This window comes from Tardiphaga alba (assembly GCF_018279705.1).
Classification (GTDB): domain Bacteria; phylum Pseudomonadota; class Alphaproteobacteria; order Rhizobiales; family Xanthobacteraceae; genus Tardiphaga; species Tardiphaga alba.
The window spans coordinates 5,376,354-5,403,016 of record NZ_CP036498.1 but is presented as its reverse complement, the minus strand read 5'-3'; the positions used below and the strand labels follow the sequence as shown (position 1 = coordinate 5,403,016).

19 protein-coding genes are annotated in these 26,663 nt (G+C 62.4%); 11 read left to right on the top strand and 8 right to left on the bottom strand.

Features of this window, described 5'->3' with window-relative positions; genetic code table 11:
• Positions 1-11 precede the first annotated feature (11 nt).
• From RPMA_RS25800 to RPMA_RS25770, 7 genes are all read left to right on the top strand, one after another.
• Positions 12-374: a TadE/TadG family type IV pilus assembly protein gene (locus RPMA_RS25800; protein ID WP_408056474.1), complete on the top strand. Its 363-nt coding sequence runs from the start codon at positions 12-14 to the stop codon at positions 372-374.
• Between the two features lie 3 nt (positions 375-377).
• On the top strand, positions 378-2,048 hold the full coding sequence (locus RPMA_RS25795) for a pilus assembly protein TadG-related protein (RefSeq protein ID WP_211910477.1): 1,671 nt from the start codon (positions 378-380) through the stop codon (positions 2,046-2,048).
• A 46-nt stretch (positions 2,049-2,094) separates the two neighbouring features.
• Complete coding sequence (locus RPMA_RS25790) at positions 2,095-2,469, top strand: ribbon-helix-helix domain-containing protein (RefSeq protein ID WP_211910476.1); 375 nt, start codon at positions 2,095-2,097, stop codon at positions 2,467-2,469.
• A gap of 110 nt (positions 2,470-2,579) precedes the next feature.
• On the top strand, positions 2,580-4,247 hold the full coding sequence (locus RPMA_RS25785) for a methyl-accepting chemotaxis protein (RefSeq protein ID WP_211910475.1): 1,668 nt from the start codon (positions 2,580-2,582) through the stop codon (positions 4,245-4,247).
• Positions 4,248-4,299: 52 nt separating this feature from the next.
• Positions 4,300-4,929: an NUDIX hydrolase gene (locus RPMA_RS25780; protein WP_408056571.1), complete on the top strand. Its 630-nt coding sequence runs from the start codon at positions 4,300-4,302 to the stop codon at positions 4,927-4,929.
• Between the two features lie 70 nt (positions 4,930-4,999).
• Positions 5,000-5,971 (top strand): Bug family tripartite tricarboxylate transporter substrate binding protein, encoded by a 972-nt coding sequence (locus RPMA_RS25775; RefSeq protein WP_211910473.1) that lies wholly within the window; start codon positions 5,000-5,002, stop codon positions 5,969-5,971.
• Between the two features lie 195 nt (positions 5,972-6,166).
• A complete protein-coding gene (locus tag RPMA_RS25770) occupies positions 6,167-7,390 on the top strand; it encodes a hypothetical protein (protein ID WP_211910472.1) in 1,224 nt (407 codons plus the stop codon).
• 123 nt (positions 7,391-7,513) lie between these two features.
• Here the strand turns inward: RPMA_RS25770 and RPMA_RS25765 are convergent, their stop codons facing one another.
• The 5 genes from RPMA_RS25765 to RPMA_RS25745 form a co-directional block, all read right to left on the bottom strand.
• Positions 7,514-8,281, bottom strand: coding sequence for a DUF4167 domain-containing protein (locus RPMA_RS25765; protein ID WP_211910471.1), 768 nt, complete (start codon positions 8,279-8,281; stop codon positions 7,514-7,516).
• Positions 8,282-8,803: 522 nt separating this feature from the next.
• Positions 8,804-9,697, bottom strand: coding sequence for a peptide chain release factor N(5)-glutamine methyltransferase (prmC, locus tag RPMA_RS25760; protein WP_249225411.1), 894 nt, complete (start codon positions 9,695-9,697; stop codon positions 8,804-8,806).
• Positions 9,694-10,776: a peptide chain release factor 1 gene (gene prfA / locus RPMA_RS25755; protein ID WP_211910470.1), complete on the bottom strand. Its 1,083-nt coding sequence runs from the start codon at positions 10,774-10,776 to the stop codon at positions 9,694-9,696. Before prfA ends, prmC begins: the two co-directional genes overlap by 4 nt.
• Positions 10,777-10,833: 57 nt before the next feature.
• A complete protein-coding gene (gene ptsP / locus RPMA_RS25750) occupies positions 10,834-13,101 on the bottom strand; it encodes a phosphoenolpyruvate--protein phosphotransferase (RefSeq protein ID WP_211910469.1) in 2,268 nt (755 codons plus the stop codon).
• Positions 13,102-13,376: 275 nt separating this feature from the next.
• Complete coding sequence (locus RPMA_RS25745) at positions 13,377-14,630, bottom strand: aspartate kinase (RefSeq protein ID WP_211910468.1); 1,254 nt, start codon at positions 14,628-14,630, stop codon at positions 13,377-13,379.
• 155 nt (positions 14,631-14,785) lie between these two features.
• Here RPMA_RS25745 and RPMA_RS25740 point away from each other — a divergent pair, with 155 nt between their 5' ends.
• On the top strand, positions 14,786-15,247 hold the full coding sequence (locus RPMA_RS25740; RefSeq protein ID WP_211910467.1) for a PH domain-containing protein: 462 nt from the start codon (positions 14,786-14,788) through the stop codon (positions 15,245-15,247).
• 13 nt (positions 15,248-15,260) lie between these two features.
• Positions 15,261-16,019, top strand: a complete 759-nt coding sequence (gene ubiG, locus RPMA_RS25735; RefSeq protein WP_211910466.1) for a bifunctional 2-polyprenyl-6-hydroxyphenol methylase/3-demethylubiquinol 3-O-methyltransferase UbiG — start codon at positions 15,261-15,263, stop codon at positions 16,017-16,019.
• A gap of 148 nt (positions 16,020-16,167) precedes the next feature.
• On the opposite strand, the gene RPMA_RS25730 is transcribed toward ubiG, so the two are convergent.
• Positions 16,168-17,370 (bottom strand): integrase core domain-containing protein, encoded by a 1,203-nt coding sequence (locus tag RPMA_RS25730; RefSeq protein ID WP_249225410.1) that lies wholly within the window; start codon positions 17,368-17,370, stop codon positions 16,168-16,170.
• A gap of 1,001 nt (positions 17,371-18,371) precedes the next feature.
• A complete protein-coding gene (locus RPMA_RS25725) occupies positions 18,372-19,190 on the bottom strand; it encodes an MBL fold metallo-hydrolase (protein WP_211910465.1) in 819 nt (272 codons plus the stop codon).
• 208 nt (positions 19,191-19,398) lie between these two features.
• Here RPMA_RS25725 and RPMA_RS25720 point away from each other — a divergent pair, with 208 nt between their 5' ends.
• On the top strand, positions 19,399-20,340 hold the full coding sequence (locus tag RPMA_RS25720; RefSeq protein ID WP_211910464.1) for a GAF domain-containing DNA-binding protein: 942 nt from the start codon (positions 19,399-19,401) through the stop codon (positions 20,338-20,340).
• A 60-nt stretch (positions 20,341-20,400) separates the two neighbouring features.
• On the opposite strand, the gene RPMA_RS25715 is transcribed toward RPMA_RS25720, so the two are convergent.
• Positions 20,401-21,042, bottom strand: coding sequence for a hypothetical protein (locus RPMA_RS25715; protein WP_211910463.1), 642 nt, complete (start codon positions 21,040-21,042; stop codon positions 20,401-20,403).
• Between the two features lie 36 nt (positions 21,043-21,078).
• Here RPMA_RS25715 and RPMA_RS25710 point away from each other — a divergent pair, with 36 nt between their 5' ends.
• Entirely contained in the window at positions 21,079-26,634 is a 5,556-nt protein-coding gene (locus tag RPMA_RS25710) for an autotransporter-associated beta strand repeat-containing protein (protein ID WP_211910462.1), read from the top strand.
• Positions 26,635-26,663: the final 29 nt, after the last annotated feature.

Here is a 26,663-nt window from a genome sequence, read left to right as displayed (position 1 = left end):
TCGAATTCGCGATGCTGCTGCCCGTCTTTTTGACGGTGGTGTTCGGCATCGTTGTTTTCGGTTCCTACCTTGCTGTCATTCATGGCGTTCAGCAACTCGCGGCCGAAGCCGCGCGTTCATCCGTGGCTGGAATGACAGAGACAGAGCGCAGCTCGCTGGCGTCGAACTACGTCACGAACAATGCCGCGGTCTATCCGCTGATCAATGCGGCCAAGCTGACAACGACGGCGGCGACCTCGTCGTCGAATGCCAACGTCTTTGTTGTGACGGTGAATTACGACGCGACGGGGATGTTCATTTACACGCTGCCGTTTGTGCCTAAGCCCGCGACACTGATCACGCGCTCCGCATCTATTCCATATGGAGGATTCTGAGCGATGACGTCGTTTATGCAGCTCCTTCGCCGTTTCGCCGCTGACCAGCGGGGCAATATCGCGATCATGTCTGTCGGCGGCATGGTGCTGGCCGTTTGCTGCGCAGCGCTTGGCGTTGATATTGGAACGATTGCTGCGGACCGCCGTAAAACGCAAAGTGCCGCCGATCTCGCAGCGATCGTTGCCGCAAGCAACCTTACCAACGCTACCAATGCGGCAAAGGCGGCTGTGACGGGTAACAATTATCCTGCTAGCGCGCTGGTCAATGTCGAGCTCGGCACCTACACGGCAGATGCCAGCATTCCCGTGCAGAACCGCTTTGTGACCCCTGCAGTCGGGACTGCGAATGCAGCGCGTGTCAGCCTGCAGACATCGACACCGCTTTATTTCAGCAAGTTTTTTACCGGTAGCGATGCGTTCACGATCAAGACGCAGGCGATTGCCGCCAGCACGCAGATCGCTTCGTTCTCGATTGGATCGCGTCTCGCGTCACTCAATGGCGGGTTGCTCAACGGCGTTCTGAACGCATTGCTCGGAACGAATTTGTCGCTGTCCGTCATGGACTACCAGGCGTTGCTCAACGCCCGAATCGACGCGTTTGACTTCTTATCGGCAATAGCGACGCGGGTGGGCCTTACCGCTGCCACTTATGACACCGTTCTGAATTCGAACATCAAGGTCGGCGATATCTTGGCCGCCGCTCTCAATGTCCAGCAGAACACAAATGGTGCGAGCACGGCGACAACGGCACTGTCGACGATCTCGCAGGCTGCGACGACGTTGACGACGAAGATCTCGCCGCTCTCGTTGATTGACGCTGGGCCTTATGCCGATCTCAAAGTCGGCATCAAGCCGAAAACTGGTGTCAACATATCGCTCTACGATTTGCTGCAAGCGACTGCGGGCATTGCCAATGGCACCAATCAGGTCAACACCGGCGTCAATCTCAGCCTACCTGGTATCGCCAGCGTTCAGTTGATCGCGACCATCGGCGAACGGCCGCAAGGGTCCAGTTGGGTCGCCGTCGGTACGCAGGGCATCAGTGTCCACACTGCGCAGACGCGCATTCTGCTGCAGATCAAATTGGTTGGAACTGGCGCTGCATCGGTGGTCAATCTCCCGGTGTATGTCGAGATCGGCTCCGGGACCGCGACACTGAACAAGGTGAAGTGCGGATATCCGAACATCAACACATCGACGGTCACGCTCGGCGTAACGCCCGGGATTGTCGATGCATGGATCGGCAATGTGTCGGTTGCCGATGTGAAGAATGTCACGACGAAGCCGAATCCTGGTCCGGCAACGCTGGTTGACCTCGGCCTGATCACCGTCACCGGAAAAGCTCATGCCGGTATGGGGAATACGACGCCTGTGAATGTCGACTTCAGCTATGCCGACATCATGGCGCAGACCAAGAAGACGGTGAACACCACCAATTTCCTGTCGTCGCTCACCGGCAGTCTGCTGGGAGATTTGAATCTGTCGGTCAATGTCATTGGCCTGGGCATCCCGATCCCCGGTCTCGGCGCTCTGGTTGGCGGCATCCTCAGCGCTGCCACCGGTTCGATCGATCAATTACTGGCAGCCACCCTCGCGACGCTTGGCGTTGGCATCGGCCAGGCTGACGTCTGGGTATCTGGTATCCGCTGCGACGGGGCGGTGCTGGTGAACTGATTTGTATGCGTAAAAATCAATCTTAAAAATGAGAAGGATGATCGTAATGCCTTATGAGACCTCGACCTCACGCCCGAACGTCAATCGCAAGCGCTCGGTTGTCGTATCGAAGAAGCGCACCAGCGTCAGTCTGGAAGATAGTTTCTGGGCCAGCCTGCAAGCCATTGTGAAGATGGAGAATACGACAATCGAACAGTATATCGAAAAAATCGAACGTCGCCGCGATACGCCGAACCTGTCATCGAATCTGCGGATTGCCGTGCTGGAATACTATCAGCAGATCGCAGCTCGCAGCATGGTCGCTGGCATGCCCGAATCTGCGTCTCCAAGTGTGGTTCCGAAGCAAAGCGATCGGCACACACAACTCGCCGAGAAGGTCGCCGCTTATTGGGGGCGCGTTGACAAGCAGCTGGCTGACTAGCCAGCTGCGCAATTTGAAGTTCAGGAATTTTACAGAACGACGCGTGATGGGGCGCGCCGTAGGATCGAGACTTGTTTTAGCCAACGGCCGTTTCGGCCACGGAGCCAGTTATGTTCAATCGACGCAGCAAATTGGAATTGCATAATGCGTTGGCGCAAGCAGCTGCCATCAGCCGCTCGCAGGCGGTGATCGAGTTCAATCTCGACGGCACGATCATCACCGCCAACGATAATTTCCTGTCTGCGATGGGGTACTCGCTCGATGAGATCAAGAACAAGCATCACAGCATGTTCGTTGATCAGGCGACACGCGATAGCGCCGCTTATCGAGAGTTTTGGGGTAACCTTAATAAGGGGCAGTTTCAGGCGGCGCAGTATAAGCGAGTCGCGAAAGGCGGGCGGGAGATCTGGATCGAAGCCAGCTACAATCCGATTCTCGATGACAGCGGGAAGCCTTGCAAAGTGATCAAGTTCGCCACCGACATTACGGCGAGCAAGATCGCGAGCCTCGACGCTCAAGGCAAGATTGCCGCGATCGATCGAGCTCAGGCGGTGATCGAGTTCAATCTCGATGGCACGATCATCACGGCCAACGACAACTTCCTGACGACGGTTGGCTACGCATTGCCGGAGATCCAGGGGCGGCATCACAGCATGTTCGTCGAGCCGCAGGAGCGCGATGGCAATGCCTATCGTGATTTCTGGGCGCGACTCGGGCGCGGTGAATACCAGGCCGCCGAATACAAGCGCGTCGGCAAGGGCGGAAGGGAAATCTGGATACTCGCGACCTATAATCCGATCCTCAATGATGTCGGAAAGCCCTTCAAGGTGGTGAAGTTCGCCACGGACGTCACCCAGCAAAAGCTGAAGGCGTCGGATAGTGACGGCCAGATGCAGGCGATCCGAAAGTCGCAGGCGGTGATCGAGTTCCGGATGGATGGCAACATCATCACGGCGAATCAAAACTTCCTGGATACGCTCGGCTATTCGCTCGATGAGATCCGCGATCGCCACCACAGCATGTTCGTCGATCCCATGGAGCGTGCATCGCCTGCCTATGGCGAGTTCTGGGCCAACCTCAATCGTGGTGTCTATCAGGCTGCGGAATACAAACGGCTCGGCAAGGGTGGACGCGAGGTCTGGATACAGGCATCCTACAACCCGATCTTCGACCTCAACGGCAAGCCGTTCAAGGTCGTCAAATATGCAACCGATATCACCGGACAGGCGATGGCGCGGATGAAGGCCGAACGCGCTCGCTCACTGATCGAGTCGGTTGCTGCCGGCAGCGAGGAGATGAACGCTTCGATCCGTGAAATCTCCGAGACCATGGTGAAGTCGCGGCAGACGGCCGAGACTGCGGTGAACCAGGTCGAGACCGCCGACCTGCAAGCGCAACGATTGACTTCTGCGGCGCATGCCATGGGGGGCATTGTTGGCCTGATCGGTGATATTACCGGCCAGATCAATCTGCTCGCCCTGAATGCGACCATCGAGTCGGCGCGCGCAGGAGAGGCAGGCCGCGGCTTTGCGGTGGTGGCGGCGGAGGTCAAGAATCTCGCGAATCAGGCGAAGCAGGCGACAGACAAGATTTCCAACGAGATCGAAGCGCTGAATGGCATCTCCGGGGATGTCGTCGGCGCGCTGGTGTCGATCAAGCAGGCGATCGAGCATGTCAACGAATTCGTCACCTCGACGGCAGCAGCCGTGGAGGAACAGAGCACGGTGACATCGGATATGTCGAGCAACATGCAGCGCGCTGCGGCTGAATTGGCCTAGCGCGCCGCAAGCAATTCTGTTTGCATCACCCACGGCCATGCTAGTGTCGTGGGTGATGGCTCCCTTCAATCCAGGCACGCGGGCGATGATCGAGGCCCGCGTCGCCAAATTCGACCGTATCGACGAATCTGATGCAGCCGCGCATTTGAAGCGTGCGGCTGTTGCGCTCGTGCTTGCCCATGCGGATCATGCGGCGGATACCGGACTATTGCTGACGCTGCGCGCCTCCAGTCTGCGCGCGCATAGCAACCAGTGGGCACTTCCCGGCGGCCGCTGTGACCCCGGCGAGACGGTGGTGGAGACCGCGCTGCGCGAGCTCGCTGAGGAGCTCGGCCTGCGGCTTGGCGCGTGTGATGTGATCGGCATCCTCGATGATTATCCGACGCGGTCCGGATATCTGATCACGCCCGTGGTGATGTGGGCGGATGATAGTCGCCAGTTGGTGCCCAATCCGGATGAGGTGGCCTCGGTGCACCGGATCGCGCTCACGGAACTGCTGCGCCCGGAGGCATTTGATTTCATCCGCATTCCCGAGAGCGAGCGGCGCGTGATCCGCTACAGCCATTTCGGTCATATGATCCATGCGCCGACAGCAGCGTTGGTCTATCAGTTCAGCGAACTTCTTGCCGGACGCATCACGCGGGTCGCGGAACTGGAACAGCCCGTCTTCGCCTGGAAGTAGTTCAGGCCGTTGCGTGGCATCGGCGTTTGCGCAACGATGCTGCACAAGAATGTATTTCGGGAGGATCGTCATGGCGTCGTCGTGGACGAGAGGTCTATGCGTGGCGGCGGCATTATTCGCTGCGAGTGACGCGAGCGCGCAGAACTTTCCTGCTCATCCGATCACCCTGATCATTCCCTTTGCGCCCGGTGGAAGCACATCGATTGTCGGCCGCGCCATCGCGGACAAGATGAGCGAGACGCTCGGTGAGAAGGTGATCGTCGATAACAGGCCGGGCGCGGGCGGGACGGTTGGCACGCGTGCGGTCGCGAAGAGTGCGCCCGATGGCTATACGATCGGGCTCGGTTACACGGGAACGCTAGCGATCGGGCCGACGCTCTACGCCAAAGCCGGCTACGATCCGCGTAAGGATTTTGCACCGATCGGGATGATCGGCCATTCACCGAATTCGCTGGTGGTCCATCCGTCATTTCCGGCCAAGACGGTTGCCGAACTTATCGCCTATGCCAAAGCGAATGCGGGCAAGGTCAATTTCGGTTCTGCCGGCGCGGGTACCGCGAGCCATATTACCGGCGAGTATTTTGCCAAGGTGGCCGGCATCACACTGGTCCATGTGCCCTACAAGGGGACCGGGCCTGCGCTGGTCGACCTGATCGGCGGCCATATCCCGATGGCCTTTGCACCCGTCCCGGCGACACATGCCAATATCGTCGGTGGACAGCTCCGCGGCATTGCGGTGACGAGCCTCATGCGCACGAGCCTGTTGCCGGATGTGCCCACGGTCGCGGAATCCGGCCTGCAAGGTTTTGACGCATCTCTGGCCTATGGACTCGTTGCGCCAGTCGGTACGCCGCGGCCGATCATCGATCGGCTCAATGGGGAGCTGCGCAAGGCCCTGGAATCCGACGACGTACGCAAGCGTCTGCAGCAGGACGGAACCGATCCGGCCCCCGGATCGCCCGAGGATTACGCCGCGTTTATCGACAAGGATGAGACCAAATGGGCGCAGATCGTGAAATCCAGCGGGGCCAAGGAGGAATAGGCGAGCGGCATCGGCGTATGGTGCGCTGTTTGGTCATCCCGCCCGGCCTTATTGGCAAGACAAAATTCACCAAACTGCTCCAACGTGACAAGGGCTGAAAGCTATAAAGAACCGATGGTCCGCGCGGGGCGGTGCGTGATCGTTGATGTTTCCATGGATGCGTGCCCGTTGCGGTACGCGAACCAGACAGGTCGCATGTCCCATTCTATTCGTATATTTGCCGTCGCTCTTCCGCTTGCTGCTCTGCTGGGCACGTCGGCGCTTGCATGGGAGTTGCCGACGCTTTCGCCGTCGGTCGCCAATGCGATGGCTCAGGGCGCCTCGCCGCAGGCGATTGCAGAGTATCGCCGCAAGCTGGCCGAATATCAGGAGGCACGCGCTGCCTTCGACGCGGACGCCGGTGCCTATTGGAACGCGATCGCCGAGAAGCGGAAGACCCGCTTTGCCAAGCGTCGCGAGGGCCAGGCGGTCACGCTCAATGATTACGTGCTGGAACAGGCGCCGTTGTATGAGGGGCCAAAGCGGCCGGTAAATCCCGAGCCGGATCCAGACACAGGTCCGCGCGTCCGCAAGGATCTGCCGGTGGTCGCCGACTTCCTCGGGGCTGCACGGTCAGAATTTCAGTTCGCGCCGCTGCGTCCGAGCAGCGAGATGGAATTCAAGCGTGCCTATGCACGTGCTGCCTTGCAGGCCGGTATTTCACGCGACATCGCCGTGCGCGTCTATTCGTTCGAGACCGGCGGCAATGGCGGTCATGACATGCAGTCGGGCCTCAATCCATCGAAGCCGGGATCACGCGCGATCTCCACGGCGATCGGCTACAATCAGCTGCTGACCGCGAATACGATCACGATCATTGCCGAGAAGGGCCCACAGCTCCTGAAGGTCCTGAACGAGAGGGCCGCGATGCTCCAGGGGCCGCAACGCAAGGCGATGGATCACAAGATCGCAGTGTTCAAGCGCATGCATGCAGCCGTCAAGAGCGGCCCGCAGAGCTGGAGCGCATTCGAAAAGCTCGGCCTCACGCCGCAGGGCTGGGCCATGCATGCGCTGGTGCTGGACATGGATGTCGGCCCGCAATTGCAGGTGCACAAGCTGCTGACCTCGGTGAATTTCGCCCGGGCGCGCGGCGTCGATCGTCCGCTTTCCGCCGCCGAGCTGGAGATGATGAATCTCACGGGTGACGGCAACGGCTTCGACATGGTGACCATGCCGCAAGCGATGCGCGAGCAGGTGCCGACGGCGAATTTCTTCCAGCGCGGCGGCTATGAACGCAATCCGGTGGCGATCCGCCACAACACCGTGGCCAAGCTGATCGCAATCACCAACAATCGCATGGATATCAATGGCAATCTGCCCGGCGCAAAAGAATTGGCCGCAGCTTTTGGATCGGCCACGGCCAGCAATGAGGCTCGGTGACGTTCCTTTGAAGCACGGTCCCGATAGCAGGCGTCGGCTTCCGGATAAGATCACGCTGTAAAAATGAAAACGCCCGAGGCAGGTCACCTGCCTCGGGCGTTTGGCTTTTAAGGCTGGGCGATCTTACGAGTTACCCGGATTGAAGTCTTCGCCGACGGCGGCCGGCGCAGCAGCTGCATCGGCACGCGGACCATGCGGACGGCGGCGACGACGCGGCGGGAAGCGCGGTTCGCCATTGGCTTCGCCGCCATTCTGCTCGACGGGAGCGCCATTTGCCGGCTGCGGAGCGCCGCCGGTGATGAAGGATGGCAGGCCGATATTCTCGCTGGCCTGCACGGCCGGCTGCGGCTGGAATTGCGGCTGCGGCTGTCGGGCATCGCGCGGGTAAGGCTGTTCGCCACGCTCGCGCGGCTGACGCGGCTGCTCGTTGCGCGGCTGATAGTTGTCGCGCTCACGCGGCTGCTGCTGTTCGCGCTGCTGCGGCACGAAGCCCGGCTCGGCGCCGAAGTTCGAGAAGTTCTCGCTCTCGTCGTCGCCATCCTCCACCTGGACATCGCCGGCGCCGTTGTCGGCGCGCTGCTGCTGTTGCGGCTGGTTCTGGCGGAACTGTTCCTGTGCGGTTGCGATCAGGCGGAAGTAATGTTCGGCGTGCTGATAGTAATTCTCGGCGGCCACCGGGTCGCTCGACGATCGCGAATCGCGGGCCAGCTGCAGATATTTTTCGGCGATGTGAGAGGCGGTGCCGCGGATCTTGATATCGGGGCCGTTCGATTCGTAGACCCGGGTCATCGGGTTCTGGCCGCGCCGATTATTGTTATTGTTGTTGTGATTATTGTTGTTGTTGCGGTTGTTGTTACGCATCCGCTTGTTGTTGTTCTGACCGTTTCTCATGTGTCGCTTTCGTTACCGAGATTTGTCACAAAGCTGATTACTGAGTTGCTACGCGCTGAAATTCGTGGCGCTGAGTTTTCGTGTCGCGGCAGCATTCCGCGAGATTCGGACTGGCCGGTTGAAGGCATGCGTCCAAATCCGTCGTGCAGGTCATCGCTGCATCGATTTTGCCCAAAGTCGCGTTCAGCAAAGACGCGTTCCCCAATCGCCGGCTGATCCCATCAAACCGGCCAAGTCAGACGCCTGCCTTATCCGGGCTCATGTCCCGGCGCGGCTGTTGTCCGTGAAATCCAAAGCGCAATAATCAGGCTTTCGTTCGCTCTGCGGTCGTGAGCTGCGCAGCACTTTCAGCCTTCGCGCTCAACCAGACCTGCCTGTGGAACCTGTATCCGGACGGGCTCTCTTCCGAGATTACTGGTCACCCAGATACCTATGGGGCGAACCAACCCTGTTCCGATGCTGCCCGGAAGGTAGTCGCTCCCAAGGGATATTCCAAGCGGTTTTTTTCGATTTAAGAAGGCTTTATCGCGGCTTTTTTAGCCCCATAACCGCCCGTCTGATGCCACCGAGGTCGGTTTTGGCCGGCGCGGGAAGATCGAGGCCTGCCTCCGAGATGAGGTCAGCGACTGTATCGCTTTGATCATGGCCGACCTCGACGACCAGGAAGCCGCCGGGTGAAAGCAACCGCGCAGCCTCAGGGGCGATGATGCGATAGGCGTCGTAACCGTCACTGCCTCCGTCAAGCGCGCGCATCGGATCATGCGCGCGAACTTCGATGTCGAGGCCGGCGATATCGGCGGATGGAATGTAGGGCGGGTTCGACACGATCAGGTCAAAGCCCTCATGCAGTGCGGAGGCGTAGTCGCAAGCGACGAAATGTGTGCGGTGCGCAAGCCCGTTGCGTTCGGCATTGCCGCGCGCGGCTCGCAGTGCAGCGAAATTGATGTCGGTCGCGATGCCCGTCGCGTTGGGGAGTTCGGACAGCAGTGCCAGGATGATCGCGCCTGAGCCGGTGCCGAGATCGGCGATCCGCAAGGCGCGTGACCGAGGCCCGCGCGTGTCCAGGCATTCGAGCGCGGCTTCGACGATGGTTTCGGTGTCGGGGCGCGGCACCAATGTGTCGGCCGAGAGGGTGAATTGTAGTCCCCAGAACTCCTTGATCCCGGTGATGCGCGCGATCGGCTCGCCATAGAGGCGACGGGCAGCGAATTGCGCGAGTTGCGCAGCCTCATCCGGGGAGAGCGTGCGTTTCGCTGCGGAGATCAGGCCCGTGAGATCGAAATTCAGCGCGGCGCCGACCAGCAGCCGCGCATCGAGTTCAGGCGAGTCGATAAGGCTGGCGCGAAGCAGGTTTGTGAGCGAACGCCGCGCGGCTTCGACGGTTTGGCCAGTGAAGTCGATGTCGCCGGCGCTCACGCGTCGCCCTGTGCCGCGAGTTGCGCGGCCTGGTGCTCGGTGGTCAGCGCGTCGATCAGTTCGTGCAATGCTTCGCCGGTGATCACCTGCGGCAGCTTGTAGAGCGTCAGGTTGATGCGGTGATCGGTGACGCGGCCTTGCGGGAAATTGTAGGTGCGGATGCGTTCGGAGCGGTCGCCTGATCCGACCTTCTCCTTGCGGTCGGCGGAACGTGCCGCATCGAGGCGCTGTTGCTCGGCATCATAGATGCGCGAACGCAGGATGTTCATGGCGGAGGCGCGGTTCTTATGCTGCGAACGGCTGTCTTGCATCATGACCACGATGCCGGTCGGGATATGTGTGATGCGGATCGCCGATTCCGTCTTGTTGACGTGCTGGCCGCCGGCACCGCCGGCGCGCATGGTCTCGATGCGGAGATCGTCGTTCTTGATCTCGATATCGACTTCCTCGACCTCGGGAAGCACCGCGACCGTGGCAGCCGATGTGTGAATGCGGCCCTGCGTTTCCGTATCCGGCACACGCTGTACGCGGTGGGCGCCGGATTCGAACTTCAGCTTGGCGAAGGCGCCGCGACCCTTCACCTCGACGATGATTTCCTTGTAGCCGCCGACGGTGCCTTCCGAGGCTGAAACCACTTCGGATTTCCAGCCCTGCAGGCTGGCGAAGCGCTCATACATGCGGAAGAGGTCGCCGGCGAACAGCGAGGCCTCGTCGCCGCCTGTGCCAGCGCGGATTTCCAGCATGACGTTGCGTTCGTCCATGGCATCTTTGGGCAGCAAGGCTACACGGATTTCCTGGGCGAGGGTCTCGATTCGCTCTTCGAGCGCCGGGCGCTCCATCTCCGCCATTTCGCGCATCTCGGCATCGGTCGTGCCGTCGGCGATCATGGCGTCGATGTCTTTCAGCTCACTCACGGCCGAACGATATGTCTTCACCGCATCGATCAGCGGACCCAGTTCGGACAGTTCGCGTGTCGTCTTCACATACTCTTCGGCAGCGAGCTGGCCGAGCACGGCCGCTTCGAGGGAGGCGTGGTGCGCGAGAAGAACGTCGAGTTTGGCTTCAGGAAGTGCAGACATTGGAAAATCTCGGAAGGCGCGGACAGGCGAGGCGACGTGCAGCGGGACTGAGCCTCGCTACAACGACAGGCCTTCGGCTTCGGCGAATTCGGTCAGTTTCTGCCGGATCGAGACGCTGCCCGATGGCGCATCGAGCAGCTTCGACATCAGTGCCTCGGCCTTCTTGGCGTCGAGGTCGAGAATCAGCGCCTTCACCGGACCATGTGCGGTGGCAGACAGCGACAGCGTGCGATATCCGAGCGCGACGAGCGCCAATGCGCCGATCGGCTGCGAGGCCATCTCGCCGCAGAGCGAGACATGGCGCCGGGCCGCATCGCCCTTCTGCACGATCTCGCGCAGCACACGCAGGATGGGTGCCGACAGCGTGTCGAAACGATCCGAAACTTTCGAGTTGCCGCGATCGACGGCGAACAGGAACTGGAACAGGTCGTTGGAGCCGACGGAGACGAAATCGACCTTCTTCAACAATTCGTCGAGCTGATAGATCAGCGCCGGCACCTCGATCATGGTGCCGACATCGATGCGTTCCGGCAGCGCATGACCGTGCTGGCGCAGATAGGTCAGCTCGCGCTCGATGATCGCCTTGGCCTGATCGAATTCGGCGACTTCCGAGATCATCGGGAACATGATGCGCAGCGCGCGGCCGCCGCCGGCACGCAGCAGCGCGCGGATCTGGCCGCGCAGCAAGCCCGGCCGATCGAGGCCGAGACGGATCGCGCGCCAGCCGAGCGCGGGGTTCTCTTCGACCACGGTCTCCATGTAAGGCAGCGCCTTGTCGCCGCCGATATCGAGCGTGCGGAAGGTGACGGGCTTCGGGCCGGCCGCGTCGAGCACGGCGCGATAGAGCTGCAGCTGATCGCTGGAGCGCGGCAGGCTTTCGCCGACCATGAACTGCAATTCGGTGCGGAATAGGCCGATGCCTGCCGAACCAGTGTCGTCGATATGCGGGAGGTCGATGATCAGGCCGGCATTGATGTGCAGGTCGACCTTGACGCCGTCCCTGGTCACGCAGGGCTTGTCGCGCAGCGCCGAATATTGCGCTTGCCGACGGGCGCGGAAACGCACGCGTTCGGCATAGGCGGATTCGATTTCCTGCGACGGGCGGATATAGATCGAGCCCGAGGTGCCATCGACGATGATGGCGTCGCCGGGATCGGCGATGCCGGGCGCGTTGGCGACTTCGCCCAGTGCTGGAATGCCGAGCGCGCGCGCCACGATGGAGACGTGCGAATTCGCCGTGCCTTCTTCCAGCACCAGGCCGCGCAGTTTCTTGCGGTCGTAGTCGAGCAGGGCAGCCGGGCCCATCGCGCGCGCGATCAGGATCGCATTGTCCGGCATCTGCTCGCGCGATGGCGCGTGATCCTGGCCGACAAGCTGGCGCATCAGGCGATGGCCGAGATCCTCGAGATCGTGCAGGCGATCGCGCAGATACGGATCGGTCGAGCGCAGCATGCGCGCGCGGGTGTCGGACTGCACGCGCTCGACGGCTGCTTCGGCCGTGAGGCCCGTTGCGACGGCTTCGTGCAGCTTGTGCGACCAGCCGTGGTCATTGGCGAACATGCGATAGGCTTCGAGCACGTCGCGGTGCTCGCCACCTTCGGCGACGTCGCCGCGCTCCAGCATGCGATCGAGATCGGCGCGCAGCTTGGTCAGAGCCGCATCGAGCCGCTTGATTTCCTTTGGCAGGTCTTCGGCGATGTAATTGGTAATGACCACACGTGGTTCGTGCAGTACCACATGGCCGAGCGCGATGCCGTCGGAGAGGATCGCGCCGGTCTTGTGGATCGAATGCCGCGCGGCTGGCTCAGCGCCGGGCTCGGCCAGCGAGGACAGCTCGCCGGAGGCGATCATCTCGGCCAGCACCATCGCGGTGGTCTGCAGAGCCTCGACTTCTTCCTCGACATAAGTGCGCTTGGCGCGGTTCTGCACCACCAGCACGCCGAGCGTGTTGCCGGCGCGCAGGATCGGCACGCCCAGGAACGAGTGGTAGATTTCTTCGCCGGTTTCCGGGCGGAAGGCGAAGGCCGGATGGCTCTGGGCGTCGTTGAGATTGAGCGGCGTCGCTTCCGAGGCGACCAGGCCGACCAGGCCTTCATGCGCGTTCAGCACCGTGCGATGCACGGCGTCGCGATTCAGACCTTCGGTGGCATAGAGTTCGAGCGTGTTATCGACGCGGAGCACGTAGGTGGAACAGACCTCAGCCACCATATTGGCGGCGATGAGCACGACGATCTTGTCGAGACGCTCCTGAGCGCTGACCTGCTCCGCCATGACTTCACGGAGCCGTCTCAGCAAGACTCGGGGGCCGCCCGACGCGCTCCGCATATGCCCACACCTCCCACGATGCCAGTGCCCGGGGAAAATCGTGCGCTGGCTAAGCCTCAGAAATCAATAGCATTTGCACGATCGCGCAAATGGGCGCGACCGTGGAAACCGAATCAGATTGTCCGAAACGGCGCCCTCAACCGATACGGTTGCCCCTAACAGGGCTATACCGGTTTGAGGCTTGTTTTGCCAAGCAAAACGCCTGCCAGACGAGAAACATCCTGATCACTTTAAAAGGACGGATGTTTCAGGAAAAACTGTCTACGCCGGGTCTCTTAAGCTTTGTCGAGACCATACAGCGTGTGGAGGGTGCGGACCGCCAGTTCCGTATAGGCGGCATCGATCAGCACCGAGAACTTGATCTCCGACGTGGTGATCGCGCGGATATTGATCTGCTTTTCCGACAAAGCGGCGAAGGCCTGGGCGGCGACGCCGGCATGGCTGCGCATGCCCGAGCCGATCACCGAGACCTTGGCGACATCGGTGGCGCTGTCGATGCGGGCGAAGCCGATCTTGCCCTTGGCCGCCGTGATGGTCTCCTTGGCGCGGGCATAGTCGGTGGCCGGCACGGTGAAGGTCAGGTCGGTGGTCTTGCCGTCTTCTGAGACGTTCTGGACGATCATGTCCACATTGATGTTCGCGTCGGCCAGCGGCACGAAGATCGAGGCGGCAACGCCCGGCTTGTCTTCGATCTGGCGCACGGAAATCTGGGCCTCGTCCTTGGAAAAGGCGATTCCGGTGACGACGTGGCTTTCCATGATTTCCTCCTCGCTGCAGATCAGCGTGCCCGGCGGCGTGCCGTGCGGGTCGATATCTTCGGGTTTGTCAAAGCTGGAGCGGACGAAGATCGGCATATTGTGGGTCATGCCGAGCTCGACGGAGCGGACCTGCAGCACTTTCGCGCCCTGCGAGGCCAGTTCCAGCATTTCTTCGAATGCCACCTTATCCATGCGGTGCGCCTTCGGCACGATACGCGGGTCGGTGGTGTAGACGCCATCGACGTCCGTATAGATGTCGCAGCGATCCGCCTTGATGGCGGCGGCCACAGCCACGGCGGAGGTGTCCGAGCCGCCGCGGCCGAGGGTGGTGACGCGGCCGGTGGCTTCATGGATGCCCTGGAAGCCGGCGATCACGGCCACTTCCTTGCGCTCCTTGAAGCGCTTGATCAGCTTTTCGCCGTCGATCTCGTCGATGCGCGCCGAGGCATGGGCGTCGGAGGTGCGGATCGGGATCTGCCAGCCCTGCCAGGAGCGGGCATCGATGCCGATGCTCTGCAGCGCGATGGCCAAAAGGCCGGCCGTCACCAGTTCGCCGGAGGCGACGATGGCGTCGTATTCGCGCGCGTCATACATCGGCGAAACTTCGTTACACCAGGCGACCAGCTCATTGGTCTTGCCCGACATCGCCGACACCACGACCGCAACCTCGTGACCGGCATCGACTTCGCGTTTGACGTGCTGCGCGACGTTACGAATGCGATCGATATTGGCGACGGACGTACCGCCGAATTTCATTACGAGACGGCCCATGACGAGTGGTGCATTCCCTGGCGACAGTGGGTAAAGATACCGCACTCGCGACGCGAGCGGGTCAAACGGCGCGTATACATAGCGGCGGGGGTGTGGGCAAGCAACCCGCCCCGAACCCGCTTAGAAAGCTCCGAAACAGGTCATTTGGACGGCTCATGGGACGCTATATCGACGATATCCTGCAGCCGGACGAGAAGGTGCTGTATTCCAGCAACCTGCACTGGGTCGTCTATTGGAAGGGCATTCTGGGCTGGATCGTCGCGGCGGCTTTGTTCGTGGGATCAGGCGTGAATCCGGCGCTGACGTTCGCGGGGCTTGTAGCTTCGGGCGTGATTGCCGTGGTCGCGTTCTTTTTCACTGTTTCGGCCTGGTTCCAGCGCTGGATTACTGAAACCGACGTGACCAATCTCAGGGTCGTTCACAAGACCGGCTTCATCACGCGGAAGACTTTTGAAATCAGCGTTGATAAAATCGCGGGTGTGAATGTCGAACAGGGCATTCTTGGACGTATCCTCAACTACGGCGACGTCAATCTCGAAAGCATGGGCGACCAAGATCAAAATCTTAAGCTCGTTGCCTCGCCTCTCAAATTTCGCAACGCCATTACGGCCACTTAGGAACTAGGCTCTCATGGCCATGCACGCGACTTCATCCGATGCTTCCGCCGCTTCCGTCGATGCGGCCGAGATCGAAAAGTTTTCAAAACTGTCGGAGCAGTGGTGGGATCCGCGCGGCAAGATGGCGCCGCTGCACAAGATCAATCCGCTGCGGCTGTCCTTCATCCGCGATGCGGCCTGCCGGAAATTCGATCGCAATGCGCGCAGCCTGAATTGTCTCGACGGCTTGCGCCTGCTCGATATCGGCTGCGGCGCTGGTCTGCTGTGCGAGCCGTTCACGCGGCTCGGTGCACAGGTGACGGGCATCGATCCGTCGGCCACGAATATCGCTGCGGCAAATCTCCATGCGGAGAAAAGCGGCCTGTCGATCGACTATCGCTGCACCACGGTCGAGGAACTCGATCCCGACGAGCGGTTCGATGTGGTGCTGGCGATGGAAGTCGTCGAGCATGTCGTTGATGTCGGCGCCTTCCTCGATCGCTGTGCGTCGATGATGAAGCCCGGCGGCCTGATGGTGGTCTCGACGCTGAATCGAAATTTCAGGAGCTTTGCGCTGGGCATCGTCGCCGCTGAATATGTGCTGCGCTGGCTGCCGCGCGGCACCCATCAGTGGGAGAAGTTCGTCACGCCGGACGAACTCGCGCAGCATCTGGAGCGCAACAAACTGGGCATCACCGAACAGGCGGGCGTGAGCTACAACCCGATTGCCGACCGCTGGTCGATCTCGTCCGACATGGGCGTGAATTACATGGTGGTTGCCGAAGAGGTGTGAGTGCTCTTCTCCCTCCCTCAAGCCGCATAGCGGCGCTTTCTTCTCCCTCCCCGGAGCGGAGCGAAGGGGGAGGGTGGCGAGAAGCGAGCGTCCAGCGAGCTTCGAGACGGGTGGGGTGTTTCCGCAAACTCTGACGTCACGTGGTTGTTCAACCGGGATGATAATCGACACTTTGGACCGGGATGATGGTCGACAGTTTTTGGCTTGGTTCCGGGTCAGGCGGGCGGTACGCATTCTCGCGTGGCGGACCGAATCTACGGAAGACACGCAGCCGGTCGATCAGCCCGATATCGTAGTCGCAGAAGCGCACGATATGGTCGCCGGTTTCGAGCTCGGCGATGCCGACCAGCTCCCCCACCAGCGCCAGGCTGATAAAAACGGGCTGCTTGTGCCAGATGATCTCGCTGCTGCTGCGGATCCGCCGGATCTCGTGATCGGCGTCATACCAGGGATCCTCGAGACGATCCGGCATCCGTCGCGTCGATGCCGTGTAAAGATCGGCCGGAGGGACCTGACCGATCGCCTCGTGCGGTCGCTCGTCATTGTAGTGCGCCCTGAAGGCGTCGAACCGGGCCTGCTGCTCTGCCGCAGTGGCGGCCGGTGGTCGGGACGTCTGCCGCTTCAATGTGCGATGCATGCGTTCGTGGCGACCGTTTTCCTGCGGCGAGGCCGGATGCACGAAGTGCGGCACAATGCCGAGTTTGAGCCACCACGCCGACAGCCGGGTCAGTCCACCCGCGCCGTTGGAGCCGAACGGCGCGCCATTGTCGCTGCGGATCGCCAGGGGCAGACCATGGCGCTGGAACACCGCGGTCAATGCCTGGCGCGTGCCGTCGATCGTCATCGGCACGATCTGCACACCAAGCAGATAGCGGCTCGCGCTGTCGGTCAGCGTGAGTGGATCGACCCGCGTGCCGTCACCGGTGCGGAACCAGCCTTTGAAGTCGATCGCCCATTCGTCGTTGGCCACATGGACGGCAGTGAACGGCCGTTGTTGATCGAGCGGGCGCCGGCGTCGCCTGACCGGTGCGATCAATCCGGCCTGCTTCAGCAGGTCGCCGATCGTCGAGGCTGCCGGCCACGCCTGTTCCGGATGGCGACGCTCCAGTATCGCCAGAAGCTTGCGCGGCCCCAGATGCGGAAATCGCCGGCGCAGGGCCACGATGCTCTCGACCCGTGCCGGATCGGTCCGATGCGGACACTGCAACGGCGCATGTGAGCGATCGACAAACCAGTCGCCCACCCCGCTATCGCGGCGTCTGCGCCATTCGTAAAACGTGTCCCGGCCAATGCCGTAGCGACGGCACAACTCCGTCACGCTCCAGTTCCCGCTGGCGTAATCCGACAGCATCCGAACGCGTTCTTCCATACGACAGGTCTCCACGAAAGGCATCGGCGGTCCTCCCTCCGATGCAATCTGACCTGTCGACCATCATCCCGGTCTAATCTGTCGGGAATCTACCCGGATTGTACCGGTGAGAGACCCCACCCCCCGCCTATCGGCGGACTACGATGGACGAATTCGTCCATCGGACCCCACTGCGCGGCTTAGCCGCTTGAGGGAGGGAGACTTCGCGCTCCTGCGCGTCGTTGCTGATCAACCTGTCAAAAAGCCACGTGATGTCTCGAACGCACGCGATCTCGTCCTCGCGGCGCCAGAGGCGCCCGAGCTATGCGTATTCCTCCCCCAAGATGAGGGGAGGCGGCACGCCGCAAGGCGCGGATCGGTGGACTCAACGCTGCTCCTGTCTGCTGGATCGCCAGCAAACCTGAGCCGCGCAACGCCTTACGGCGTGCCACCGCGGGATTTTGGGCTGGAGGACCGTTCTGCTCGAACACCGGCGCATCGCCTCCCCCGGCCTAAGCAGCAGGTTTCGGCAGACGCTGATCCCGACGGATTTCTCCGTCGTTCGCCTGTGCCGTCGCAGCCGAACTATCGGCTCTCCCCCGTAGTGGGGAGTGACGGTGGCCCCCGGCCTCCCGAGTCCTGCTTGCGAGGCAAGCCGCGGGCGCCGCATCCTGCCCCACTCCAGAAACGCCTCATGAGAGCGCCCCTCGCGAACAAGACGGGAGGGATATGCCGGATGATGGGAATTTTGTCAAGAACAAAACGGGAATGACTTCGCGTGGGTCTTTTCCCTCCCCGGAGCGCAGCCACTGGGGAGGATGGTGAGAAGCGAGCGTTCAGCGAGCTTCGAGACGGGTGGGGCGTTTCCGCAAACGCTGACGTCACGTGGGGAGAGTCCCCACCCCCGCCTATCGGCGGACCCTCCCCATTCGCTGCGCTCCGGGGAGGGAGACCATGGGCTTCGGCGCGTCATGTCGAGCCAGTCGAATAGCGACCAATGCCGCTCACACCCCGTCCAGAATGATCACCGTGGGCGCTTTCGGCAGGGCATTCAGCGACATCGTCAATGTCTGCGCGCTCCGCTGGTCGATCGCAAAACTCTGGCCGATCTTCTGCATGAAATCGCTGAGCGGCGTCATGAAACGGTGCATCGGCAGCACCACGGAGGCACGCAGGCGCTTGGTGATGTCGGAGACGCCGTCGAGAGACATCGTGTAGCTGCCGTCGATGGGCACCATCACGATGTCGAGCCGGCCGATGGCGGCGAAATGGCTTTCGTCGAGCTTGTGATGGAGGTGGCCGAGATGGCCGATGCACAGGCCGGCGACCTCGAAGATGAAGATCGAGTTGCCGTCCTTCATCATCTCGCCACCGGAATCGTCGCCGACGTAGCGGCGGATATCGGTGGTGACATTGCGGATCAGTACATCGCCGACGCGCTCGTGAATCTGCGCGGGCTGGCCCCTCTCGCCCCAGCCATGCAGCACGGTCTTGATGCGCGGATCAGGGTTGAGCGTGTAATGCGTGCTGTGCGCCCGGTTCATCGTCACGACATCGGGAATGCGGTCGAGCCTGTAGACGCCGTTATAGTCGGTGGCGATGGTCACGCCGCCGGGCGTGTCGATGTAATAGGTGGAATGCCCGGCATAGGTGATCGCAACTTCGTCCGGTTTGGTCGCGGTGCGGCGCAGGCTGACCGGGATGGCGCGCGGCGGACGCTCCGCCATGGCGAGGCATTCGCTGCCGCGCGATGCAGTCTGCGCAAGTGCCGGTGTGGCGAACCACCCGATTGCGGCGAGAACGACAGGCAGAAGTCGCAGCATGATCCGGCAGTCTCCGAATGCACCTCGCAAGAGTGTATCGTCAATTGAGAGAGCCGCAATGCCGGTTGTGCAGGCGATCTGTGACCAATTGCCCAAGATAGAAGCGGCGTCGCGGTGTGGATACGCGAATGGCTGTCATGCCACCCGGATAGGTCCGTTGATGACGGCGATGGTGTCGGGTAGTCGTTGGATACCTGTCTGAGAGCATGTGACATTGTCGTTGGATCCGACACCGCCTCTAACACCGCCTTGGGAATTCGTCAGCCGTGACAGCCGCCGTGCGGGCTCGTCAGGGCGTTGGGTGTTCGATACGGCGCTGGCGCTGCTGACGCAGCCGCTCGACGCGGCGATCGGCGAGAGCCTGCAGATGATCGGGACCAGTGCCGGCGCCGATCGAGCCTGGATGTTCGAATACGACGCCGACCACCTGCGCTTTCGTAACACCTATGAATGGAGCCGCGGTGGTGCCGGCTCCTTCGTGCAGGACCTGCAGAACGTGCCCGTCGCCATCATCGCGTGGCTGCATCAGCATCTCGTCGCAGGGCAGGCGGTGATGATCAACGACATCGACGCCTTGCCGCGCAGTGCCGGGCCTTTGCGCGCGGAATTTCTACGCCAGGGCAACAAGAGCGTGCTGAGCGTGCCGATGTTCCATGATGGAAGGCTGGTGGCGTGTATCGGCTTCGATGCCGTCGAGATGCCGCGGCGATGGTCCGGCGAGATCGCCGATCTGTTCAGCTGTGCCGATCTGATTGCGGCCGCGCGCTATGGCCGGCCGCAGGTCGATGTCGTCGCCGGTGAAGCATCATCGACGCCCGATGCGATGATCTATCTCCGCCGCGCCAATGGCGTTCGCGGCACGCCGCTGTCGGAGATCGTCGGGCTGCGTTCGTCGAAGGACTACACGGAGGTGTGGCTGGTGGACGGCACCATGGCGCTCGACCTGCGCACGCTGACGCAATGGCTTGGCCTGTTGCCTGCGGGCGGCTTCGTGCGCGTTCACCGCACGGCGGTGGTCAATCATCAGTTCGTGCGCGATGTGGAGCGTCGCGAAAGCGGGGCGTGGCAACTGCGCGTGCACGAGCTGAAGGAGCATTGGCCCGTATCGCGCTCAGGGCGCGCCGAGTTGCGTGCACGTCTCGGAATCTGAAGTGTAGTTCAGATCGCAGAATCCGGCTCGCATCTTCGGTTAAGAAATCCTTACGATCATCTATCGGTTCGGAATTTTTCGCGCGACGTGCAGCGGCTGCAAATTGCGCAGGACATTGGTCGAACCTGCGCGTCGCTTCGTCGATCCGTCATTGCGTTTCATCAGCTGATTGCGTGCTTCGTAGGGCGCGATGTCAATCGCGTTGACGAGTCGGAGCCAAGAGACGATGCCTGCCGAATCGCTTGTCACCTGTGACGTGACGGCGCGACGATCATGATACGTCGCGTGCGCGCACATCGCCGTGACGCGGTGATCGAAAGGTTGCGCGGCTCCGCCTCGGAGATCCCGCTGTTGCGTGCGCTGCTGCTGGCGCCGTTGATGCTCACTTTTCCTGCTCACGCTCAGCAATTGTCCGGCCAGGGCGGTGACGGCGGTGCGCATGGAATCAGCAAGCCCGTTGCGGGTGGCACAGGCGCCTATGGCGCGTTGATCGCAGGTGGCGGCGGCGGCGGTGGCGGCGGCGCCGAGTCCAGCCATCATCACGTCAATGCCGATGGAAGCACCGGCGGCAGGGGCGGCAGCGGCGCGAACAAGAATGGCGGCGGCGTCGGCGGGACGAATACAGACCCGGGCAAAAATCACGATGGTGCCGATGGTCACGACGGGCACAATGGAGTCACCGAATTCGATCCGCCTGGTCATGACGGCGGCAGCGGCGGCGGTGGCGCAGGCGGTGCGGTGGGCCAGCTGGTCATCAGGCCGGGCACCTATGACGGCCTGTCCGTCACCGGCGTCAGTGGCGGCAATGGTGGCAAAGGCGGCAAGGGCGGCAACAGCGCGCTGGCACCGATCTTTCCGCCGATCCCCTTCACATCGAATGGCGCTGCGGGCGGTGGCGGCGGCGGCGGCGGTGGTGGCGGCTTCGGTGTCGTCTCTGTGAATGCCGGCAACTATGTCTGGAATTCCGGCAATGTCGTCGGTGGCAACGGCGGCAATGGCGGTGCGGGTGGCGCCGGCGGGCAGGGCTCACGCGCCTATTCGACCCAGACCTGCGACGAGCACGGTTGCTCCGGCGATATCAATTACTATCCCGGCGCAGGCGGCAATGGCGGCGGCGGGGGCCATGGCGGCGCCGGCGGATCCGGCGCGTGGATCGGGCCGAACGTCTCGGTGGAGATCGGCGGTGCGATGCGCCTGACCGGCGGGAACGGCGGCAATGGCGGATCCGGCGGCAATGGCGGCGATCCCGGCGATCTCTATGGCTACAGCCTGCCGATGGCCAATTCCGGGGATTCCGGCCGCGGTGGCCGTGGCGGCGCCGGTGGCGATGGCCTGCAGCTGGGCGGTTCGCAAACGATCACCATCCGGAGCGGCGCCGTCATCCAGGGTGGCACTGGTGGAAGTGGCGCCAATGGTGCGGCGGCTGGTGCGGGCGGTGTCGGCATCCGCGCGGAAACCATGTTTGGCGGCACGAATATCATCAATGCCGGCACCATCATCGGCGGCCTGAGCGGGGACGGTGTGATGGCTGCAGCGATCCTGTTTTCCTCCGGCAGCAACCGGCTCGAATTGCAGGCGGGCTCGCACATCACGGGCGATGTCGTTGCGGCCGAATACAATGGACGGCCGGACACCCTGGCACTGGGCGGCGCGACCAGCGCGACATTCGACCTGTCGACGCTGGGCGCGCAGTATCGCGGGTTCGGCATTTTCGAAAAGGCAGGACCGGGCGACTGGATCGTATCGGGGACGCCGACATCTTTCAGCGGCGACCTGCGGGCCAGTGGCGGCGGGCTTGTTCTTGACGGCAATACCAAGCTCACGACCGTCAACGGTTACGTCGGATATGACGACGGCAGCAATGCCAGCGTGACCGTATCCGGCGCGGGCGCATCATGGCTGAACACCAACCTGTTCGTCGGCCATCGCGGCAACGGTTCGCTGCTGGTGGCCGGCGGCCATGTGACGGCCGCGACGGCGACGATCGGGAATGACACGACCGGTCTCGCCACCGGTCATGTCAGGGTCGATGGCGCCGGTTCTGTGTTCGATGCGCAGGTGTTGAAGATCGGTGCGCAGTCCTTTGGCTCGCTGTCGGTGAGCAATGGCGGGTTGCTGAAAGCGAGTTCGCTGTCGGTCGGCGATCTCGGCATCGGCGGCGCGTTGAATATCGGCGGCGACGTGGGGGCGGCGCCCATGGCGGCCGGCATCGTCAATGGTGCTATCGCGCTGGCGCATCAGGGCACGCTCAATTTCAACCATACAGGCAGCGACTACCTCTTCAACAATGTGATCACCGGCAACGGCACGATCAATGCGCGCGGCGGCACCACGGTTCTGTCGGGCCGCAATGCGGGCTTTTCAGGAACGACCGACATTCGCGACGCGACATTGCGGGTGACCGGCGAGCTTGGCGGCACGGTCAGTGTCGGCCAAGGCGGTGAGCTCTCCGGCAATGGCGTGGTCGGCAGCACCACGGTGTATAGCGGCGGCGCGCTGGCGCCGGATAGCCACGGCCAGCTGAAGGTGAACGGCAGCCTGTCGATGCTGGCCGGCAGCCAGTTCGATTTTAATCTCGGCCATGTCGCCGGCGCGTCGTCGGCGACGTCGGCCGCGGTCTGGGTGAACGGCGATATCGCGCTCAACAATGTGACGTTCAATATCAGCGCCAGCGCCGAGCCGCCGATCGGCTATTACCGGATGATCACCTATACGGGCGCGGGATCGTTCTCCGGCCTGACCATCGGTGACAGGCCGCCACCGGGCGGACTGTTTCCGGATGCCTATGTGGTCGACACGTCGCGCGCCAACGTGGTCGATCTGGTGACGGTGCCGGATGGCACCAATTTCCTGCAACGCTGGGACGATGCATCGAATGGCCCGCGCGGTGGCAGCGGCACGTGGAATGCGATCAACAACAACTGGTCCAATCTCGGTGGCCTCCTCGATATCAATTGGGGCGGGCACCACGCCGTCTTCGACGGGCCGGGCGGGACGATCAGGGTGGATGGCGCGCAGAATTTCCAGGGGCTGCAATTCGTCCGCGGCCTCTACGAGCTCGCGCAGGGCTCCGGCGAATTGCGGCCGGCCGATATCAATGGCGCGCCTGCCATCGGCGAGGTGCGCGTCCTGGCGAACGAGACGGCGACGATCTCGGCGCGGATCGCCGGCGCTGGCGGCATCAACAAGACGGGCGGCGGCACGCTCATACTGGCCGGCGCCAGCACGTATACCGGCGAGACCACCATCAGCGGCGGCACGCTGCAGATCGCGTCGGATGGAAATCTCGGTGTCGGCGGCACGCTGAAATTCGACAATGGCACCCTGCACACGACGGCCGACGTCCAGTCCACGCGTGGCGTGAACCTGCTCGGCATCGGCGAGATCGACACCGACGCCGCAACAACATTGCAACTCGCGGGAACGGTGTCCGGCGCGGGCAGCTTGATCAAGTCCGGCGCCGGCACATTGACGCTAGCGGGCGCGAACAGCTGGACCGGCGGTACGCTGCTGCAGGCCGGCACGCTGCAGCTCGGCATTGCCGGCGCATTGCCTGACGGCAGCGATCTTATCATCACCGGCGGCAAGTTCGATCTCAATGGCCATAACGCCACGACGCGCTCGCTGATCGGTCTCGGCGGCGAGATTGCGCTCGGCAATGCGCAGCTGACGCTCGATCAGGCCGACAATACCGAGATCGCCAGCGTGATCAGCGGCATCGACGGCCGTCTCGTCAAATCCGGTAACGGCACGCTGCTGCTGTCGGGCAGCAACACCTACACCGGCGGCACGACGGTCTCGGGCGGCACCGTGGCCATTGCCACCGATGCCAATCTCGGCACCGGCGCGCTGGCGCTGTCCAGTGCGCGGTTGCTGACGCTTGCCGATATCTCATCGACACGCAGCATCGCGCTGACCGGCAATGCAAGTATCGAGACGCTGTTCGGAACGACTTACGCGACCAGCGGAGATGTGTCGGGGACCGGCGCGCTGATCAAGGATGGCTGGGGCACGCTGGTTCTCGCCGGCACCAACAGCTATGGCGGCGGCACGACGATCGAGGCCGGTACGCTGCAGATCGGCAATGGCGGCACGACCGGCACGCTGACGGGCGATGTCACCAATCACGGTATTCTGGCGGTCAATCGCTCCAACGACGTGTTCTATAGTGGGGTGATTTCGGGCGCCGGCGCCTTCGTCCAGATGGGCGGCGGCATCACGGCGCTCGAAGGGGACAGCACCTATCGCGGTGGCACGCTGATCTCCGCAGGTACGTTGCAGCTCGGCACGGGCGGCACTACGGGATCGATCGCAGGAGATGTGATCAATAACGGCACATTCCAGATCTTCCGCTCGGACACCTATACATTCGGCGGGACGATCTCCGGCGCCGGTGTGTTCCGGCATGTGGGCACGGGCACCACGATTCTGACCGGCGACAACAGCTATAGCGGCGGCACGGTGATCACGCGTGGCGTCCTGCAGATCGGCGATGGCGGATTCACGGGTTCGATCATCGGTGCCATCAACAACAATGGCGCGCTGATCGCGCAGCGCGACGGGCTGCTGACCCTGGCCGGCGCCATATCCGGCACAGGCTTTTTCACGCAGAGCGGTCCCGGGATCACGCGCCTCGATGGCTTCAACACCTATACGGGCGTCACCGACGTCACGGCGGGAACGCTCAGCGTCAATGGCTCGATCGTCGCGTCGTCGCAGGTCAATGTCGGGCGTGGCGCGACGCTCGGCGGCAATGGCGAGGTCAGCACCACGCAGATTTCCGATGGTGGCATGCTGTCGCCGGGCAATTCCGTGGGGCTGCTGACCGTTCGTGGCAATCTCACGCTCGCCTCGGCGGCCAGCTACATGGTGGAAGTGGCCGGCCCCGTGGCCGATCGCACCGATGTCACCGGCATCGCGACGCTGAATGGTGCAACGGTGCGTGTCGCCTTCGATCCCGCAGCCTTCGTGCGCGAGCGTTACACGATCCTGCATGCGGCGGGTGGGCTGGCCGATACGTTCCGGCCGCAGATCTATGGCGACCAACCGCCGGCCTTCACGACATCGCTGAGCTATGATGCGCAGAATGTCTATCTGAATATCGACCTCAAGCTGACCGGCCTCAACATCAACCAGAACAATGTCGCGTCGGCGCTGAACACCTATTTCGGCACCTATGGCGGCATTCCTTTTGCGCTGGGTGCGATGACGCCGGAAGACATCACGCAATCCTCCGGCGAACTCTCGACCGGCGTGCAGCAGAATACGGTGCAGGCCATGACGCAGTTCATGGGCGTGCTGACCGATCCGTTTGCGGCCAATCGCGGCGGCGTGACACCGACTGCTGCGCCGAATGCCTTCGCACCGGTGGAGCGATCGATGGCGTGGCGCGATGCCTATGGCGCGGTCACCAAAGTGATGCCTGCCGCGCCGAGTTTCGAGTCGCATTGGAATGTCTGGGCCGCAGGTTTCGGCGGCGGGCAGACCACCGATGGCAATACGGTGGTCGGCTCGCACACCAGCAGCGCCCGCATCGGCGCGGTGGCCGTGGGCGCCGATAGCTGGTTCTCGCCGCAGACATTGGCCGGCTTCGCCATGGCGGGCGGCGGCACCAGTTTTGGCCTCTCCGACAATCTCGGCGCGGGTCATTCGGACCTGTTCCAGATTGGCGGCTTCGTTCGTCACCATGAAGGTGCGGCTTATCTCACCGGCGCGCTCGCTTATGGCTGGCAGAACGTCACCACGGATCGCACCGTCACCATCATCGATGCCGACCGGCTGCGCGCGAATTTCACCGCGCATGCGTTTTCGGCGCGCGTCGAAGCCGGTCATCGCAGCGTCGTGTCCTGGCTGGGCGGCATGGGCCTGACACCTTACGCCGCGGGGCAGATAACCAATATCGATCTGCCCGCTTATGCGGAGACGCTGGTCTCCGGCGCCGATAATTTCAGGCTGAACTATACCGGGCGCAATGTCACGGCCGCGCGCAGTGAACTCGGTGTTCGCGCGGACAAGTCCTTCGCATTTGATCAGGCGCTGCTGACTCTACGCGGCCGCGCCGCTTGGGCGCATGATTTCAATCGCGACCGCATCGCGCAGGCATCGTTCCAGTCGCTGCCCGGCGCGAGCTTCATCGTCAACGGCGCGAGCATGGCGCCGGATGCAGCCCTCACGACCGCCAGTGCGGAGGTGATGTTGGCGAGCGGGCTGTCCTTCGCTCTGAGTTATGAAGGCGAGTTTTCGCAGCTGACGCGCAGCCATGCGGGCAAGGGCATCGTGCGCTTCGCCTGGTAGCTGCGATTGCATCGCAGACTTTGCATCGC